Origin of the sequence: Herbiconiux sp. L3-i23 (assembly GCF_023734115.1) — a bacterium.
GTDB lineage: Bacteria > Actinomycetota > Actinomycetes > Actinomycetales > Microbacteriaceae > Naasia.
In genome coordinates, this window is sequence record NZ_AP025737.1 from 1,074,489 (window position 1) to 1,089,179 (window position 14,691).

Annotated in this window: 13 protein-coding genes; 10 read left to right on the forward strand and 3 right to left on the reverse strand. The window is 71.2% G+C overall.

What is annotated here, in order from left to right; genetic code table 11:
- Positions 1–16 precede the first annotated feature (16 nt).
- Positions 17–148, reverse strand: a complete 132-nt coding sequence (locus tag NGH83_RS15260; protein WP_256470121.1) for a hypothetical protein — start codon at positions 146–148, stop codon at positions 17–19.
- Between the two features lie 136 nt (positions 149–284).
- On the opposite strand from NGH83_RS15260, the gene pheS reads away from it, so the two are divergent.
- The 9 genes from pheS to NGH83_RS05140 all read left to right on the forward strand — a co-directional run bounded on the left by pheS (position 285) and on the right by NGH83_RS05140 (position 11,849).
- Complete coding sequence (gene pheS / locus NGH83_RS05100) at positions 285–1,325, forward strand: phenylalanine--tRNA ligase subunit alpha (protein ID WP_251857987.1); 1,041 nt, start codon at positions 285–287, stop codon at positions 1,323–1,325.
- A 2-nt stretch (positions 1,326–1,327) separates the two neighbouring features.
- On the forward strand, positions 1,328–3,859 hold the full coding sequence (pheT, locus tag NGH83_RS05105) for a phenylalanine--tRNA ligase subunit beta (RefSeq protein WP_251857988.1): 2,532 nt from the start codon (positions 1,328–1,330) through the stop codon (positions 3,857–3,859).
- Between the two features lie 344 nt (positions 3,860–4,203).
- On the forward strand, positions 4,204–5,250 hold the full coding sequence (gene argC / locus NGH83_RS05110) for an N-acetyl-gamma-glutamyl-phosphate reductase (RefSeq protein WP_251857989.1): 1,047 nt from the start codon (positions 4,204–4,206) through the stop codon (positions 5,248–5,250).
- Entirely contained in the window at positions 5,247–6,404 is a 1,158-nt protein-coding gene (argJ, locus tag NGH83_RS05115; RefSeq protein WP_251857990.1) for a bifunctional glutamate N-acetyltransferase/amino-acid acetyltransferase ArgJ, read from the forward strand. Before argC ends, argJ begins: the two co-directional genes overlap by 4 nt.
- 4 nt (positions 6,405–6,408) lie before the next feature.
- The gene (gene argB, locus NGH83_RS05120) at positions 6,409–7,365 is read left to right on the forward strand and encodes an acetylglutamate kinase (protein WP_251857991.1); all 957 of its coding nucleotides are present in this window, start codon (positions 6,409–6,411) and stop codon (positions 7,363–7,365) included.
- Positions 7,362–8,612, forward strand: a complete 1,251-nt coding sequence (locus NGH83_RS05125) for an acetylornithine transaminase (protein WP_256470122.1) — start codon at positions 7,362–7,364, stop codon at positions 8,610–8,612. The genes argB and NGH83_RS05125 overlap by 4 nt, the downstream gene beginning before the upstream one ends.
- Positions 8,613–8,652: 40 nt before the next feature.
- Positions 8,653–9,576, forward strand: a complete 924-nt coding sequence (gene argF, locus NGH83_RS05130) for an ornithine carbamoyltransferase (RefSeq protein ID WP_251857992.1) — start codon at positions 8,653–8,655, stop codon at positions 9,574–9,576.
- 42 nt (positions 9,577–9,618) lie between these two features.
- Positions 9,619–11,067 (forward strand): argininosuccinate lyase, encoded by a 1,449-nt coding sequence (gene argH, locus NGH83_RS05135; RefSeq protein ID WP_251857993.1) that lies wholly within the window; start codon positions 9,619–9,621, stop codon positions 11,065–11,067.
- A gap of 149 nt (positions 11,068–11,216) precedes the next feature.
- A complete protein-coding gene (locus tag NGH83_RS05140; protein WP_251858457.1) occupies positions 11,217–11,849 on the forward strand; it encodes a DNA-3-methyladenine glycosylase in 633 nt (210 codons plus the stop codon).
- A gap of 1 nt (position 11,850) precedes the next feature.
- Here NGH83_RS05140 and NGH83_RS05145 read toward each other — a convergent pair whose 3' ends face one another.
- Positions 11,851–12,408: a hypothetical protein gene (locus NGH83_RS05145; protein ID WP_251857994.1), complete on the reverse strand. Its 558-nt coding sequence runs from the start codon at positions 12,406–12,408 to the stop codon at positions 11,851–11,853.
- Positions 12,405–13,052 carry a SatD family protein gene (locus NGH83_RS05150; RefSeq protein WP_251857995.1) on the reverse strand — a complete coding sequence of 216 codons (648 nt, stop codon included), beginning with the start codon at positions 13,050–13,052 and terminating at the stop codon, positions 12,405–12,407. The genes NGH83_RS05145 and NGH83_RS05150 overlap by 4 nt, the downstream gene beginning before the upstream one ends.
- A gap of 115 nt (positions 13,053–13,167) precedes the next feature.
- On the opposite strand from NGH83_RS05150, the gene tyrS reads away from it, so the two are divergent.
- Positions 13,168–14,466: a tyrosine--tRNA ligase gene (tyrS, locus tag NGH83_RS05155; RefSeq protein ID WP_251857996.1), complete on the forward strand. Its 1,299-nt coding sequence runs from the start codon at positions 13,168–13,170 to the stop codon at positions 14,464–14,466.
- The last annotated feature ends 225 nt before the right edge of the window (positions 14,467–14,691 follow it).

Genomic DNA, 14,691 nt, shown 5'->3' on the forward strand with positions numbered 1-14,691 from the left:
GCCGTCTGAGCCGCGGCTAGCGGCGACGGCCGCGGCGCCGCTCCTCCGGCAGAGGCTTCAGGCGGAGCGTCTCCCTCACCTTCTTGTTGCGCAGCACCTGCCGCGCGACCGGGATGAGAAACGGCAGGAAACGGATCAGACGGAGCATGGTGCCTTCCTTCGGCCGCGGGCGCGGAGTCCGACGATCCTGACCCACGCCACCTGAGGCTCCGCCCGGTTCCGGCTCCACGGCGCCGATCCTCCGCCCGATTCACAGCCCACGCTCGTCGGTAGACTTGCCAACCGTGTCAGAAGCCTCCCCGATCACCGAGTCCGCGGTCGGCGACGCGGTCGACGCGGCGCTCGCCGCCGCCGCAGCCGCCACCTCGCTCGCAGAACTCAAGGCCGCCCGCTCCGCGCACGCCGGCGAGGCCTCCGCGCTCGCCAAGCTGAACGCGAAGATGCGCGAGGTCCCCTCCGATCAGAAGGCCGCCGCCGGCAAGCTCGTCGGCCAGGCCCGAGGGCGGGTCAACGGCGCGTTCGCCTCGCGCGAGGGCGAGCTCGAGGCGGCTGAGACCGCTGCTCGCCTCGCGGCCGAGACCGTCGACGTCACGGCGGCCTCGAGCACCTGGCGCTCGGGTGCGCGACACCCCCTCACCCTGCTGCAGGAGGAGGTCAGCGACATCTTCGTCGGCATGGGATGGGAGATCGCGGAGGGCCCCGAACTCGAGCACGAGTGGTTCAACTTCGACGCCCTCAACTTCGACGAGGACCACCCCGCCCGCGCGATGCAGGACACCTTCTTCATCGACCCGCCTGAGCGGCACCTCGTGCTGCGCACCCACACCTCGCCGGTGCAGGTGCGCTCGCTGCTCGAGCGCGACCTGCCCGTCTACGTGCTCTGCCCCGGCCGGGTCTACCGCACCGACGAGTTCGATGCCACGCACCTGCCCGTCTTCTCGCAATTCGAAGGACTCGCGATCGACAAGGGCCTCACCATGGGGCACCTGCGCGGCACCCTCGAGCACTTCGCCCGCATCATGTTCGGCGACGAGGCGCGCATCCGCCTGCGCCCCAACTACTTCCCCTTCACCGAGCCCTCCGCCGAGATGGACGTGTGGCAGCCGGGCGCCAAGGGCGGGCCGCGCTGGGTCGAATGGGGCGGCTGCGGCATGGTCAACTCGAACGTGCTGCGCGCCGCGGGCATCGACCCCGACGAGTACCAGGGCTTCGCGTTCGGCATGGGCATCGAACGCACCCTTCAATTCCGCAACGGCCTGAACGACATGCGCGACATGGCCGAAGGCGACATCCGTTTCAGCGAGCAGTTCGGGCAGGTCCTCTAACAATGCGCATCCCACTCAGCTGGTTGGCCGAGTACGTCGACCTCCCGGAGGGCACGACGATCGCCGACGTGCACGCCGCCCTCGTCAAGGTCGGCCTCGAGGAGGAGGACGAGCACGGCTTCGACGTGACCGGTCCGGTCGTCGTCGGCGAGGTGCTCGAATTCACGCCCGAGCCGCAGAGCAACGGCAAGACGATCCGGTGGTGCCGGGTGCGGGTCGCCCCCGACGGTGAGACCGCGGCCGACGGCGGCGCCGACGTGCGCGGCATCGTCTGCGGCGCGTCCAACTTCGAGGTCGGCGACAAGGTCGTGGTGACCCTGCCGGGCTCGGTCCTGCCGGGTCCGTTCCCGATCGCCGCCCGCAAGACCTACGGCCACGTCTCCGACGGCATGATCGCCTCGACCAAGGAATTGGGGCTCGGCGACGACCACGACGGCATCCTGCGTCTCGTGACCCTGGGTCTCGACCCCGAGCCGGGCACCGACGCGATCGCGCTGCTCGGACTCGACGACACCGCCGTCGAAGTCAACGTGACGCCCGACCGCGGCTACGCGTTCTCCATCCGCGGCATCGCGCGCGAATACTCGCACTCGACCGGCGCGGTCTTCCGCGACCCCGCGGCGCTGCCCGCCCCGATCCCCGCCGGCGGCTTCAGCGTCACGATCGACGACCAGGCGCCGATCCGCGGCAACATCGGCGCCAGCGCCTTCGTCACCCGCGTGGTGCGCGGCATCGACGCCACGCGTCCGACCCCGCCGTGGATGGTCGCGCGCCTCCGCCTCGCCGGGGTCCGCTCCATCTCGCTGCCGGTCGACGTCACCAACTACGTGATGTTCGAGCTCGGCCAGCCGATCCACGCCTACGACCTCGAGAAGCTCACCGACGGCATCACCGTGCGTCGGGCCGCGAAGGGCGAGACCCTCGTCACGCTCGACGACCAGACCCGCACCCTCGACCCCGAGGACCTGCTGATCACCGACGGATCGGGCCCCATCGGGCTCGCCGGCGTGATGGGCGGCGCGAGCACCGAGGTGGGCGCGTCCACTCGCGACGTGCTCATCGAGGCCGCGAACTTCGATCCCGTCTCGATCGCCCGCACCGCCCGCCGGCACAAGCTGCCGAGCGAGGCGTCCAAGCGCTTCGAGCGCGGCGTCGACCCCGCTGTCGCCGAGGCCGCCGCCGCGCGCGTGGTCCAGCTGCTCGTCGATCTCGCCGGCGGAACCGTCGACAATCTCGGCTCGACCCACACCACCGCGGTCGAGCGCACCCCGATCGAACTGCCCGAGGGCTACGTCGCCGCGCTCATCGGCGTCGACTACGCGCCCTCCGAGGTGCTCGCGGCGCTCACCGCGCTGGGAGCGCAGGTGCAGGCGGTCGCCACCGGGCTGCTCGTCACCCCTCCGAGCTGGCGACCCGACCTCACCGACAAGGCGACCCTCGCCGAAGAGGTGGCGCGGCTCGCGGGCTACGACCGCATCCCATCGATCCTCCCGGTAGCGCCTCCCGGGCGCGGACTCACCCGCAGCCAGAAGCTCCGGCGCGCGGTGGCTCGCGCGCTGGCGGCGGCCGGGGGAGTCGAGGTGCTGCCCTTCCCGTTCCTCGCCAAGGAGCAGAACGATCTCTTCGGCGCCCCGATCGCGGGAGACGTCGCCGCGGTGAAGCTCGCCAACGCACTCGACGCGTCGGCGCCCTACCTGCGCACATCGCTGCTGCCCGGGCTCCTCGAGGTGGCCAAGCGCAACCGTTCGCGCGGGCAGGTCGACCTCGATCTCTTCGAAGTCGGCCAGGTGTTCCGGCCCGAACCCGGTGTCACGTACGGCACCGACTACGTGCCGCCGATCGCCGCGCTGCCGAGCACCGAGACGCTCGTGGACCTGAACGCGAGCCTCCCGCCGCAGCCGCGCCACGCGGCGGTGCTGCGCACCGGGGAGAAGGTCGCGAAGCAGCCGGGTCAGGACGCCGTCGCCTACGACTGGCGCGACGCGATCACCGGCGCCCAGCAGATCGCCGCGGCCGTGCGCGTGCCCCTCCGGATCGTGCAGGGTTCGCACCAGGCCTTCCACCCGGGCCGCACCGCCGAACTCGTCGTCGACACCGACGAGGGCGTCGTCTCCGTCGGCTTCGCCGGAGAGCTGCTGCCGTCCATCGCGCAGGAGGCTGACCTCGGCGCCGTCGTCGCCGTCACCGAGGTCGACCTCGACCTGCTCATCCGCCTCGCCGACCCCGACGCGCACGCGGCGCTCATCGCGGGCGTACCGGCGGCGACGCAGGACCTGTCGTTGGTGGTCGACGCGTCGGTGCCGGCGGGCGACGTGCTCGCGGCGGTGGCAGAGGGAGCGGGATCGCTCCTCGAGCGGATCGCGCTGGTCGACGACTACCGCGGCACCGGTCTCGAGCCGGGCACCAAGTCGCTGACCTTCGCGCTGCGTTTCCGCGCTCCCGACCGCACCCTGACCGCGGCGGAGGCGACCGAGGCGAAGCTCGCGGGCGTCGCCGTGGCCGCGGAGCGCACGGGCGCCGCGCTCCGCGAGTAGCCCGGCCCTCCGCCACTGGAGGTACACGGATCAGGAGTTCGTGCACGGATCAGGACGATCGGCCGGATCGGTCCTGATCCGTGTGCGAGTCGCCCGATTTCGGGCCGCATCTCCTGATCCGCGCACATTCTCCTGATCCGTGTACCCGGGGCTGGTACGGGCAGTTGCTGGGAGTGCGCTAGGGTTGCGGGCTATGGGTGTCCGTCGGATCGAGATCGCGCGTCGTCGCGACCGCCGACGCGCGCGCCGAAGCTAGGCGACGTCCTTCCTCGACCGGTCAGCCGGATCGTCAGCGGGCGTCGCCGTTTCAGGCCACGTCCATCCCTGTCGCTAAGGTTGAATCCATGCCTTTGTCCGTTGCCGTAGCCGGAGCATCCGGCTACGCGGGCGGTGAGCTCCTGCGGTTGCTCGCGGGTCACCCGGAGTTCGAGATCCGCACCGTCACGGCCCATTCGAACGCCGGGCAGAAGCTCGGCGCCGTGCAGCCCCACCTGCGCTCGCTCGCATCGCTCGACCTCGTCGACACGACGCCCGAGACCCTCGCCGGCCACGACGTCGTGTTCCTCGCCCTCCCGCACGGCGCATCGGGCGCCATCACGGAGCAGCTCGGCGACGAGGCGCTCGTCGTCGACTGCGGCGCCGACCACCGGCTCGCGTCCGAGGCCGACTGGGCGGCCTTCTACGGCGGCGACTTCTTCGGCGCATGGGCGTACGGCGTCCCCGAACTGCCGATCGGCGGCGCCCGGAAGCAGCGCGAGCTGCTCGTGGGCGCACGGCGCATCGCGGCCCCCGGCTGCAACGCGAGCACCGTCGCCCTCTCGCTCGCGCCCGGTATCGCCGCCGGTGTGATCCTTCCCACCGACATCGTCTCGGTGCTCGCCGTCGGGCCCTCCGGCGCGGGCAAGGCGCTGAAGACCAACCTCCTCGCCGCCGAGATCCTCGGCAGCGCGAACCCGTACGCGGTCGGCGGCACCCACCGCCACATCCCCGAGATCCAGCAGGCACTGCGGTGGGCGGGCGCAGCCGAGCCGACGATCTCCTTCACTCCTGTGATCGTGCCGATGTCACGCGGCATCCTCGCCACCTCGACCGCGGTCCTCGCCCCTGGCGTCACCGCCGCAGAGGTCAGGGCCGCGTGGGAGGCGGCCTACGCGGGCGAGCCCTTCGTCGAGCTGCTGCCCGAGGGCCACTTCCCACGCACCGCCGACGTGCTGGGCGCCAACACCGCGCTTCTCGGACTCGCCGTCGACGAAGCGGCCGGCCGGGTCGTCGTGCTCGCCGCCGTCGACAACCTCGTCAAGGGCACCGCCGGTGCCGCCATCCAGTCCGCGAACATCGCGCTCGGACTCCCCGAGCGCGCCGGACTCGCAACGAACGGAGTGGCTCCGTGAGCGTGACCGTCCCCGCAGGTTTCGAGGCGGCGGGCGTCGCGGCCGGCTTGCGGTCGGGCGACGGCCCCGACGTCGCCCTCGTCGTCAACCGAGGTCCCCTGAACCACGCTGCCGCCGTCTTCACCAGCAACCGGTCCAAGGCGAATCCGGTGATCTGGAGCCAGCAGGTCATCGCCGACGGCACGGCCGCGGCCGTCGTCCTCAACGCGGGCGGCGCGAACTGCTTCACCGGCGCGTTCGGCTTCCAGACCACCCATCAGAGCGCCGAAGCCGTCGCAGCCGAGCTCGGCGTCAGCGCCGGTGACGTCCTCGTCTGCTCCACCGGCCTCATCGGCGTCGGGGGAGAGGAGTTCCGCGCGGGCGTGCTGAAGGGCATCGCTCTCGCCGCGCCCGCCCTGTCCGCCGAGGGCGGCGACGACGCGGCGAACGCGATCCTCACCACCGACACCCACTCGAAGACCGCCGTCGTCCACGGCGACGGATGGAGCATCGGCGGCATGGCGAAGGGCGCAGGCATGCTCGCCCCCGGACTCGCCACCATGCTGGTCGTGCTCACGACCGACGCCGTGCTCGACTCCCCGCAGCTCGATCGGGCGCTCCGCGCCGCGACCCGGGTCAGCTTCGACCGGCTCGACTCCGACGGCGCGATGTCGACGAATGACACCGTGACGCTGCTCGCGAGCGGCGCCTCCGGCGTCGACGCCGACGAGTCCGCCTTCACCACCGCGCTGATCGCCCTCTGCGCCGACCTGGCGAAGCAGCTGCAGGGCGACGCCGAGGGGGCGAGCCACGACATCGACATCCAGGTGATCGGTGCCGCGAGCGAGGACGACGCCGTCACGGTCGGCCGTGCCGTCGCGCGCAACAACCTCTTCAAGGCGGCGATCTTCGGCAACGACCCCAACTGGGGCCGCGTGCTCGCCGCGATCGGCACCACCGATGCCGCGTTCGACCCGTACGACGTCGACGTCAGCATGAACGGAGTGCGGGTCTGCAGCGGCGGCGGCCCCGACCGGCCGCGCGAAGACGTCGACCTGACCGGCCGCGCCACCCACGTGCTCATCGACCTGCGCACCGGCGATGCCGAGGCGACCATGTACACCAACGACCTCACGCACGACTACGTGCATGAGAACAGCGCGTACTCGAGCTGAACCGATGACCGACACCTCGTCCACCGACGCCGCTCCGACGGACGCCGGGAGCCCCCGCGCCGCCGCGCTGCCCGTCCAGACGACCACCCGTGACGAGGCCGCGGTGAAGGCCGCGACCCTCATCGAGTCGCTGCCCTGGCTGCAGCGCTTCGCCGGGCAGATCATCGTCGTGAAGTACGGCGGCAACGCCATGGGCGACGAGGACACCCTCCGCGCCTTCGCCGAAGACATCGTCTACCTGCGCTACGCCGGCATCAGGCCGGTCGTCGTGCACGGCGGCGGCCCCCAGATCTCCGCGATGCTCGATCGGCTCGGCATCGAGAGCGAGTTCCGCGGCGGCTACCGGGTCACGACCCCCGCGGTCATGGAGGTCGTGCGCATGGTGCTCACCGGACAGGTGAGCCGCGACATCGTCGGCCTCATCAACGAGCACGGACCGCTCGCCGCGGCCGTCTCCGGCGAGGACGCGGGCCTGTTCTCGGGTCGCCGTCGCACCGCGATGGTCGACGGGGTCGAGGTCGACCTCGGACAGGTCGGCGACGTCATCGCCGTCGACCCGGCGGCGGTGCTCGCTCAGCTCGACGCCGGACGCATCCCCGTCGTCTCGTCGATCGCGCCGGACATCGATGCCTCGGGTCAGAGCCTCAACGTCAACGCCGATTCGGCGGCCGCGTCGCTCGCTGTCGCTCTCGGTGCCGCGAAGCTCGTCATCCTCACCAATGTGGCCGGTCTCTACAGCGACTGGCCGAACACGGACTCGTTGGTCTCCCAGATCACCGCGGCCGAGCTCGCGGCGCTGCTGCCCGGGCTCGACTCGGGGATGATCCCCAAGATGACCGCGTGCCTCGCCGCGGTCGAGGGCGGGGTCGAGAAGGCCGCGGTCATCGACGGGCGCATCCCGCACTCGATCCTGCTCGAGATCTTCACGGGCAGCGGAATCGGAACGGAGGTCGTGGCATGAGCGCCGCGCAACAGGAGTCACCCCACCCGTCGGCATCGTCGGTGACCGGTTCATCGCCGACCGGGTCGTCGGCCGCGGAGCTCACCGCCCGTCACGGCTCGGCTCTGATGCGCACCCTCGGCACCCCTCTGCTGGTGCTCGAGCGGGGCCAGGGGTCGTGGGTCTGGGACATCGAGGGCAACCGATACCTCGACTTCCTCGCCGGTATCGCCGTCAACTCGCTCGGCCACGCCCACCCGGTCATCGTCGAAGCCGCGGCGCGGCAGGCGGCGACGCTCGTGCACGTCTCCAACTACTTCGCAACACCTCCGCAGATCGAGCTCGCCGAGCGGCTGCGCCGCATCACCGGCGCCGGCGACGAGGGGCGCGCCTACTTCGGCAACTCGGGCGCCGAGGCCATCGAGGCCGCGTTCAAGCTCGCCCGCCGCAACGGCGGACCGGGCAAGAACAGAATCCTCAGCCTCAAGAACGCGTTCCACGGACGCACGATGGGGGCCCTCGCCCTCACGGGCAAGCCGGCGCTGCAGGAGCACTTCGGGCCCATGGTCCCCGGCGTCGAGCACATCGACTCCACCATCGAGGCGCTCGAGGCGGCGATCGACGAGACCGTCTCGGCGCTCGTGCTCGAACCCATCAAGGGCGAGGCCGGGGTGCTGCCGCTGCCCGAGGGCTATCTCGCCCGCGCCCGCGAGCTCACCGCCAAGCACGACGCGCTGCTCATCATCGACGAGATCCAGACCGGGGTCGGCCGCACCGGCAAGTGGTTCGCCTACCAGCACGAGGGCATCGTCCCCGACGCGGTCGCGATCGCGAAGGGCATCGCGGGCGGCATCCCGATCGGTGCGCTCGTCACCTTCGGCCGCGCGAGCGAACTGCTGAAGCGCGGCGACCACGGCAGCACCTTCGGCGGCAACCCGTTCGCGACGGCGGTCGCCAACGCGGTTCTCGAGGAGATCGAGCAGTCGCAGCTCATCGACAACGCGCGGGTGCGCGGCCGCCAAGTGCGCGCCATCATCGAGGACGTCGACTCCCCGGCCATCACCGCGGTCCGCGGCAAGGGCCTCATGGTCGGCGTCGGCATCGCCGACGGCAACGCCGCCGAGGTCGCCTCCGCAGCGCTCGCTCAGGGCCTCATCATCAACGCACCGAACCCCGACAATCTGCGGATCGTCCCGCCGCTCACCATCGGCGACGACGAGATCGCCGAGTTCGAGACCCGTTTCCGGGCCGCGCTCGCATCTCTCTGATCACCGCCGCCACTTCCGCCACGATCCGAAAGCCTCCCTCATGACCCGGCACTTCCTCCGCGACGACGACCTCACCCAGGCCGAGCAGAGCGAGATCCTCGATCTCGCGCTGACGATGAAGAAGGACCGCTGGGGCGAGAAGCCGCTCGCCGGCCCCCAGACCGTGGCCGTCATCTTCGACAAGTCCTCGACGAGGACCCGGGTCTCGTTCGCGGTCGGGATCGCCGACCTCGGCGGAAGCCCCCTCATCATCTCGACCGCCAACTCGCAGCTCGGCGGCAAGGAGACCCCCGCCGACACGGCGCGGGTGCTCGAGCGCATGGTCTCGGCGATCGTCTGGCGCACCTACGCGCAGGCCGGCCTCGAAGAAATGGCTGACGGCACCACGGTGCCCGTCGTCAACGCCCTCTCCGACGACTTCCACCCCTGCCAGCTGCTCGCCGACCTGCTGACCATCCGCGAGCACCGCGGCGAGCTCGCGGGCCTGACGGTGGCGTTCCTCGGCGACGGCGGCAGCAACATGGCGCAGTCCTACCTGCTGGCCTGCGCGCTTGCCGGTATGAACATCCGCATCGGCGCGCCGATCGACTACGAGCCCGCGCAGCAGGTCGTCGACGACGCGTGGGCGCTGGCCGAGAAGAACGGCGGCTCCGTCGCGGTGCTCGCCGACCCGATCGCCGCGGTCGGAGGCGCCGACATCGTCGTCACCGACACATGGGTCTCGATGGGGCGCGAAGACGAGAAGGCCGCGCGCATCACCGCGCTGTCGGACTACAAGGTGACGCCCGAGCTGATGACGCACGCCGCCGACGACGCCCTGTTCCTGCACTGCCTTCCCGCCGACCGCGGCTACGAGGTCGACGCCGCCGTGATCGACGGGCCGCAGAGCGTCATCTGGGACGAGGCGGAGAACCGCCTGCACGCCCAGAAGGCCCTGCTCACCTGGCTGCTGCGCCAGCAGTGATGGCCTCGACCAGTACCGCCGCCGCCGAAGGAGGACCGCACAATGGCCGATGAGATCCAGGCCTCCGACGAGCCCGGAGCGGCAGCGACCCGCTCGGGTGCGCTCTGGGGCGGACGCTTCGCCTCAGGCCCGTCGCCCGAGCTCGAGCGGTTGAGTAGATCGACCCACTTCGACTGGCAGCTCGCCGAATACGACATCGCCGGTTCCCGGGCGCACGCGCGGGCGCTCGCCGGCGCGGGGCTGCTCGACGCGCACGAGCTCGACGGGATGCTCGCGGCGCTCGACACGCTCGCCGCCGACGTGGCCGACGGCACGTTCCGGCCCGACCCGGGCGACGAGGACGTGCACTCGGCCCTCGAGCGCGGCCTCATCGATCGGGCCGGCGCCGAGCTCGGCGGCAAGCTCCGCGCGGGCCGCAGCCGCAACGATCAGATCGCGACCCTCGTGCGCATGCTGCTGCGCGATCACGCCGCGATCCTCACCGGCCAGCTCGTCGACCTCGTCGACGCGATCGCCTCGCAGGCCGACGCGCACTTCGACGCCATCCTCCCCGGCCGCACCCATCTCCAGCACGCGCAGCCCGTGCTGCTCGCCCATCATCTGCTCGCCCACGCCTGGCCGCTCGTGCGCGACCTCGATCGGCTGGCCGACTGGGCGGCGCGGGCCGACGCCTCGCCCTACGGTTCGGGCGCCCTCGCGGGCAGCACGCTGGGACTCGACGCGAAGGCGGTCGCGACCGAGCTCGGCTTCGCCCGGGTGGTCGAGAACTCGATCGACGGCACCGCGGCGCGGGACGTCGTCGCCGAGTTCGCCTTCGTGGCGGCGCAGATCGGGGTCGACCTGTCGCGGTTCGCCGAGGAGATCATCCTCTGGAACACGCGCGAGTTCGGTTTCGTGCGCCTGCACGACGGGTACTCGACCGGCTCGTCGATCATGCCGCAGAAGAAGAACCCCGACATCGCCGAGCTGGCGCGCGGCAAGTCGGGCCGGCTCATTGGCAACCTGACCGGCCTGCTCGCGACGCTCAAGGGTCTGCCGCTCGCGTACAACCGTGACCTTCAGGAGGACAAGGAGCCGGTCTTCGACTCGATCGAGACCCTCGAGGTGCTGCTGCCCGCCTTCACCGGCATGGTGGCGACGCTCACCTTCGACACCGCTCGGATGCGCGAGCTCGCCCCGCAGGGGTTCTCCTTGGCGACCGACATCGCCGAGTGGCTCGTCGCCCGCGGAGTGCCGTTCCGCGACGCCCATGAGATCTCGGGCGCGTGCGTGCGCGCGGCCGAAGCGAAGGGCGTCGACCTCGACGGGCTGACGGACGACGACTTCCGCGCCGTGTCCGCGCACCTCACTCCCGAGGTCCGCTCCGTGCTCACCGTCGAGGGGTCGGTGGGCAGTCGCGACAACATCGGCGGCACCGCTCCCGTCCGCGTCCGCGAGCAGCTCGCCGCGCTGACGGAGCGCATCCGCGCCTACGCCGGAGTGCGCCGGTGAACGCCCCCAAGCGTCGTTTCGGCTGGCTGCTGCCCGTCGTCATCCTCGTCGCCGTCGCCGTGCTCGCCTACGTGATCATCGTCAGCGTGGGCCGGGGCACGTTCGTCTGAGTCCCCGCCGTCGATGAGCCCCGCCCACCCGTGAGCACGATGCCGTCGCCGCGCTCCGTGTTCGACCGGCCGGCCGAGGAGGCGGCGCCGCTGCTGCTCGGCGCCGTGCTGCGCCGGGCGGGGGAGCACGGCACCGTCGCGGTGCGACTGACGGAGGTCGAGGCCTACTCGGGTGAAGGGCTCGACCCCGGCTCGCACGCCCACCGGGGGAAGGGCAAACGCAACGCGGTGATGTTCGGACCCTCCGGCCATCTGTACACCTACTTCACCTACGGCATGCACGTGTGCGCGAACGTCGTCTGCCTTCCGGAGGGACGCGCCGCGGGGATCCTGCTGCGCGCCGGCGAGATCATCGAAGGCGAGGAGGCGGCACGCGAGCGCCGGGGGAGCGCCGTGCCCTTCCGCGACCTCGCGCGAGGCCCGGCCCGGCTCGCGACCGCGCTCGGCATCCCGCTCTCCGATGGCGGCGCCGACCTCTTCGCGGAGCCCTACGACCTCGAGCTGCCCTGGCACGCGCCGGCGCATGCCACCAGCGCGCGCACCGGGGTGAGCGGCGAGGGCGGTTCCGACGCGTTCCCATGGCGCTTCTACCTCCCGGGCGACGCGACCGTCTCGCCCTACCGGGCGCACATCCCGAAGCGTCGGAGCCTGCCGCCCCTGTGGCAGGAGTGAGTCAGCCGCGTGCGAGCAGCGCGACGCCCGTCGCGGCGCAGGCCCAGATGAGGCTGACGAGCGAGCCGATGATGAACCGTTCGCGGGTCGCCGAGTCGTCGAGTTCCGAGAAGCGGCCGACGCCCTTGACCGCCACGATGACGGCGAGGCCTTCGGGGAATCCGGCGAGCAGCGTTCCCGCGACCGCGAGTCGCTCGAGCAGACCGATGGCCGTCCCTCCGCGGAGCACCTCGTCGGCGCCGCGGATGATGCCACCGTGCTCGCCGTCGCGCACGCTGCCCTTCGACGCGAAGCCCAGCGCGAGCGCGGCGGCGGGGCCGCCGCCCGCGACCGCGACGACGAGGGCGAGGATCGTGATGAGCGCCTGCACGGCGAAGCCCGCGCCCTCGATCGGCACCCATGCCAGCAGCAGAGCGAGGCCGAGGCCGCCGGTCGCCCCGTAGACGAGGACGGCGCTCGCGCGTCGCCAGGCGAGCACCGCGACCGCGGCGGTGCCCGCGAGGGTCAGGATCAGGGCGATCCAGTAGAGCACCGCGAGAACGGGATGCACGGGGATCACGAGTCCAGGGCCCCTTCCTGATCGCGATTCCCGCGATCGAGTCCGTCCAACAGTAGAACGAGCGCGGGCCTCGCGCGCTCCTCGAGTCGCCATCCGCTCGCCTTGAGCCGAAGGCTGACGGCCTGCGGGGTGACGCCGAGCAGCTCGGCGATCTCGCGCTGCGAGCGGCCCGCGGCGAGGAGATCGCTCACCTCCCACCCCTCAGGGGTTCGCCGCGACCGGAGCGAGAGCTGCAGGTCGACGAGAGCCTCGACCTGTTCGGCAGTCGGGTCCGCCTGCGCATCGGGCTCGGCGTCCAGGGGAGGGCCCACCAGAGCGAAGCGGGTGACGCGACGACGGGCCGCGTCGACCGCTTCACGGGCGCGGACGAACGCGTCCCCTGTCGCTTCGCTCGCCGTGGCGGGCAGCGGGGTGGTCGCCGCGCCGACGCCAAGCCCCACCCGCCAGTGCTCACCGCGGGTGAGGCGCTCGACGACGGTGAGGGCGGTCGAGGCGTCGCGGGCGACGACCTGGATCTCGTCGCCCGCGTACCGCTCGATCGGGAAGACGAGATCGCGCGCTATGTCGTCGAGCGCGCGCAGCACGTCGGGGACTCTGTCGCGATCGTGTCGACTGCCGACCTGGTCGGCGGTGAGGACGAACATGCGTCAAGTCTGAAGGCTGAATCGGGCGGAATCAAGCTTCTAGGCAGAAGTACCACTGCGGCGTGCGAGGCACGCCCCGCCGTCGACGCCTGCCCCGCCCGACTAGCGTAGAGGCGTGTCCGAATCCGTACTCACCCGTCAGCGCAACGATCCCGCCTTCGAGAACGTCTGGGACGAACTGCGCTATCGCGGGCTGGTGCATGTCTCGACCGACGAAGACGCTCTCCGCGAGCTCCTCGGCGGCGAGCCCATCGTCTTCTACAGCGGTTTCGATCCGACAGCGCCGTCGCTGCACATCGGCAACCTGGTCCAGCTGCTCGTGATGCGCCGACTCCAACTGGCGGGGCATCGCCCGCTCGGTCTCGTCGGCGGGTCGACGGGATTGATCGGCGATCCGAAACCGACCGCGGAGCGAACCCTCAACACGCCAGAGACGGTCGCCGACTGGGTGTCCCGGCTCCGCGGTCAGATCGAGCGATTCCTCGATTTCGGCGGGGACGGTGCGGCGAGGATGGTGAACAACCTCGACTGGACGGCGTCGCTGTCGGCCATCGACTTCCTCCGTGACATCGGCAAGCACTTCCGCGTCGGGACGATGATCAAGAAGGACGCGGTGAGCGCCCGCCTCAACTCGGACGCCGGCATCAGCTACACCGAGTTCAGCTACCAGATCCTGCAGGGGTACGACTTCCTGCAGCTGTACCGGGACCACGGCTGCATCCTGCAGACCGGCGGCAGCGATCAGTGGGGCAACCTGACGAGCGGCACCGATCTCATCCACCGCGTCGAAGGGGTCGGGGTGCACGCGATCGGCACTCCGCTGATCACGAACTCCGACGGCACCAAATTCGGCAAGAGCGAGGGCAACGCAATCTGGCTCGATCGCGAGCTCACCTCGGTGTACGCGTTCTACCAGTTCTGGCTCAATGCGCAGGACGCCGATGTCGTCGCTCGGCTCAAGGTGTTCACCTTCCTCGACACCGCCGAGATCGACCGGCTCGAGCAGGCGACCGCCGAGGCACCGTTCCGGCGCGAGGCCCAGCGGGTGCTCGCACGCGAGGTGACCTCCCTCGTGCATGGCGACGCGGCGACCGATGCGGTGATCGCCGCCTCCGAGGCGCTGTTCGGTGGGGGAGATCTCGCAGAACTCGACGCCGGCACCCTCATTGATGCCCTCCGGGAGACGCCGAACACCACCGCGCCCGCCTCGATCACCGTCGCGCAGGCGCTCGTCGACACCGGCCTGACCGCCAGTCTCGGCGAGGCTCGGCGCGCGATCGCGCAGGGCGGCGTCTCGCTCAACAACACCAAGGTCGAGTCCGATTCGCAGACCCTCGCCGATGCGGTGCTGCCCGCCGGGGTCGCCGTGCTGCGTCGGGGCAAGAAGACCCTCGCCGGAGTATTCGTCGAGTAGCGCCCGATCGATCTCCCGCACGGCGACACGCCCGGGATGCACGGCCCGTCGGAGAACTTCCGCCGGGCCGTCGTCATCGCCGGATCCGCGGAAATCCGCCACGAACGGCACTCGATCCGCGTCCGTGACGGGGCATTCCGGCGGTCGTCGGAGCCGAGGGCAGGACCGTCGAGTTGCGCACCTGCCGGAACCGGACGTAATGTATTCCTCGTTGCCCCAAACGGT